Genomic DNA, 2,966 nt, shown 5'->3' with positions numbered 1-2,966 from the left:
TTGAACTCTGGCTGTCTAGTAATGTGGAAAATTATCCAGAAAGTGAAGGCATATTTCCTTTGCCATCTCAGTATTTATAGGGGCAACGGCCTATGTCGCTGGAAAATGAAACTATTGATGGTGGCTCCTACCATTCATATGACCCCAACAATATCATAGATGGAAGAACTTTTATATCTAAATAAGAAGGCTTTTGTCTGTACCCCTAATCGGTTAAAATCGCCCCGTTATTTCTGAACACAGCAAAGGAATCCGCTATGGCACGCATGGTATTCTGCGTTAAGCTCAACAAAGAAGCCGAAGGCATGAAATTTCCACCGCTTCCCAACGAATTGGGCAAGCGCATTTTTGAAAACGTATCGCAAGAAGCATGGATGGCGTGGACGCGCCACCAAACCATGCTGATTAACGAAAACCGTTTAAGCCTCGCCGATCCGCGCGCGCGCGAATACCTGGCTCAGCAGATGGAGCAGTATTTCTTCGGCGACGGCGCGGATGCCGTTCAGGGGTATGTTCCGCAATAAACGGTTTCCTGCTTCAAATAAAAGGCTGTCCGAACCTGTTTCAGACAGCCTTTAAAATACTCAGGACAACCTTATCTTGACGCAACCGAACAAGTTTTGGCGTTGAACAATGTTAAAATCCCCAAGTATTCCCAACCACACTTTCAGGAGCATATGCCATGCAGCACGACGTTTACGACTACACCGCGCATACAGTTTCTAAAAACACCGTTTTGCAAAAAACTTACCGCCTGCTCGGGCTGTCCTTTATACCTGCGGTGGTAGGTGCGGCATTTGCCGCCGGCATGAACTTCAATTTTTATGCCGCCTTCGGTTCGCGCTGGGTCAGCCTCATCGCATTCTTGGTATTTTTCTACGGCATGACTTATCTTATCGAGAAAAACCGTTACAGTAATACCGGCGTTACCCTGTTGATGGTATTCACATTCGGTATAGGAGTATTGATCAGCCCTGTGCTGCAATACGCGCTTAATATTGCCGACGGTGCGAAAATCGTCGGCATTGCCGCAGCCATGACCGCCGCCGTTTTCCTGACCATGTCCGTACTGGCGCGACGTTCGAGGCTTAATATGAACGAACTTGCACGCTTTCTGACTGTGGGTGCGGTGATTCTGATGGTCGCCGTCATTCTGATGGTTGCTGTAATCGCCAACCTGTTCTTGGGTATTCACGCACTCACCTTGACGATTTCGGCCGGTTTTGTCTTGTTCAGTTCCTTAATGATTATGTGGCAGGTACGCACCGTCATCGACGGCGGAGAAGACAGCCACATCAGCGCGGCACTGACACTGTTTATCTCGCTTTACAACATCTTCAGCAGCCTGCTCAACATCCTGCTGTCCTTAAACGGCGATGACTGATGTAGGCGAAACACCATGCAAACCATGCCGTCTGAAAGCACTTATTTCAGACGGCATTTTGTTTTGGGCATACAATACGGATACACATTCATCAACATACGGTCGACCATGCTGTCGGAAGGAATCATATGTCACCGAATACACCGCGCCGCGCCGTTTATGCCGGCAGTTTCGATCCGCCCACGTTGGGACATCTGTGGATGATACGGCAGGCGCAATCTATGTTTGACGAACTCATCGTCGCCATCGGCATTAATCCCGACAAACGCAGCACCTACACGATAGCCGAAAGGCGGGATATGCTGCACGATATTACTAAAATGTTTCCTAACGTCAGAACCGATGTATTTGAAAACCGGTTTTTGGTGCATTACGCCCGTGAGGTAGATGCAGGATTCATCGTGCGCGGCATCCGTTCCGCCTCCGATTATGAATATGAACGCTCCATGCGCCACATCAACAGCGACCTCGCCCCCGAAATATCCACCGTATTCCTTATGCCGCCGCGCGAAATCGCCGAAGTGTCGTCCACTATGGTTAAAGGCTTGGTCGGGCCGGAAGGCTGGACGGAAACCGTCAAAAGATATGTGCCGCCGGCCGTGTACCAAAAAATGATTGCAGAACATCACAACAATGCCTGACAGAAAGCTTCTGTCAAATATATTCAGGTTCAAATATGTGGGAAATCTTATTCAGACACCAAGATTTTGTCGCCATCAATAAACCTCAAGGCATATCCGTCCACCGTTCCGACGGCGAAGTCAGTTTGACGGCAACACTTGCGGCACAGTTGGGCGTAGAAAAGGTATGGTTGCTGCACAGGTTGGACAAGCAGACCGGAGGCATATTGCTGTTTGCCCTTAATTCCCAAAGTGCCGCTGTTCTTGCCGCACAATTTGCCGAAAGGAAAATGAAGAAAACCTATTTGGCTTTGTCCGACCGCAAACCGTCCAAAAAACAAGGATGGATAAAAGGCGGCATGGAAAAATCCAGGCGCGGGATGTGGAAGCTGACGCGCAATATGGAAAATATTGCCGTTACCCGTTTTTTCAGTATACGTATCAGTGAAAAAATGCGGCTGTTCATTCTTGAGCCTCATACGGGTAAGACACATCAGCTGAGAGTGGCAATGAAAAGTCTGGGCAGTCCTATTTTGGGGGATCGCTTATACGGAGGGACAGAATCCGAAACTACGTTCCTGTATGCATGGAAAATACAATTTACCTATCAACAACAAGAAATCGAAATTACTGCACCTTTGAAAAATGCATGGCAGGCTGAAAATATCTTTCATGTGCTGGAAGAATTTTATATGGCAAAAGCAGGTTAATAAATATAAATTAATTTATAAACAATATGATAAATATTTTTATAAAAATTTTTCAAGAAAACGGTTGACCGCAAATCTCTTCAAGCGTATAGTTCGCATCTTCGCTGCTGACGAAGCGGCGGTGATGAAGCAGTTCAAACGCTCTTTAACAAAACAGATTACCGATAAGTGTGAGTGCCTTGAGCCTCACACTGTTTGAAAGACAGACAAGATGATGTTTTGAACATTGTTCTGTCGGTTTCTTTGAAGCAG

Annotated in this window: 4 protein-coding genes; all 4 read left to right on the top strand. The window is 46.9% G+C overall.

The window, feature by feature from the left end; genetic code table 11:
* Positions 1–257: 257 nt before the first annotated feature.
* The 4 genes from Q9I99_RS11100 (at position 258) to Q9I99_RS11085 (ending at position 2,714) form a co-directional block, all read left to right on the top strand.
* Positions 258–524, top strand: coding sequence for an oxidative damage protection protein (locus Q9I99_RS11100; protein WP_002223157.1), 267 nt, complete (start codon positions 258–260; stop codon positions 522–524).
* Positions 525–682: 158 nt separating this feature from the next.
* Entirely contained in the window at positions 683–1,384 is a 702-nt protein-coding gene (locus tag Q9I99_RS11095; RefSeq protein ID WP_301668007.1) for a Bax inhibitor-1 family protein, read from the top strand.
* A gap of 128 nt (positions 1,385–1,512) precedes the next feature.
* Positions 1,513–2,025 (top strand): pantetheine-phosphate adenylyltransferase, encoded by a 513-nt coding sequence (gene coaD / locus Q9I99_RS11090; protein ID WP_002248376.1) that lies wholly within the window; start codon positions 1,513–1,515, stop codon positions 2,023–2,025.
* A gap of 35 nt (positions 2,026–2,060) precedes the next feature.
* The gene (locus tag Q9I99_RS11085; protein WP_301668008.1) at positions 2,061–2,714 is read left to right on the top strand and encodes a TIGR01621 family pseudouridine synthase; all 654 of its coding nucleotides are present in this window, start codon (positions 2,061–2,063) and stop codon (positions 2,712–2,714) included.
* Positions 2,715–2,966: the final 252 nt, after the last annotated feature.

This window comes from Neisseria basseii (genome assembly GCF_962707005.1).
Lineage (GTDB): Bacteria > Pseudomonadota > Gammaproteobacteria > Burkholderiales > Neisseriaceae > Neisseria > Neisseria bergeri.
Note: the sequence above shows the minus strand (reverse complement) of the source record. Positions and strands in the feature narration are given on the sequence as shown.